A 281-nucleotide genomic window follows, 5' to 3' on the forward strand; every position below is an offset into this window, starting at 1 on the left:
TGCCGCGGTCCGACGCATGCAACGAGCTCCCGCAAGCCCCGGCGACCCGGTCGCCTCGATCGAGACGCCCGCGCTGCTCCTCGACCTCGACGCGTTCGAGCGCAACGTCGACGCGATGGCGCGCGAGGTCGCCTCGCGCGGCCTGCGACTGCGTCCGCACGCGAAGGCGCACAAGACGCCCGCGATCGCGCAGGCGCAGATGGCGCACGGCGCGGTCGGCGTCTGCTGCCAGAAGGTCGACGAGGCGGTGGCGTTCGTCGAGGCGGGCATCCCCGACGTGC

1 protein-coding gene is annotated in these 281 nt (G+C 74.0%); it reads left to right on the forward strand.

All coding sequences use genetic code 11. The features are described 5' to 3' along the window. Positions 1-16: 16 nt before the first annotated feature. Positions 17-281, forward strand: a 265-nt coding sequence (locus LZP69_RS16355; protein ID WP_234201744.1) for an alanine racemase, incomplete at its 3' end; no start/stop codon positions are given.

This window comes from Shewanella sp. AS1, from assembly GCF_021412565.1.
In the GTDB taxonomy this organism is placed as follows: domain Bacteria; phylum Pseudomonadota; class Gammaproteobacteria; order Enterobacterales; family Shewanellaceae; genus Shewanella.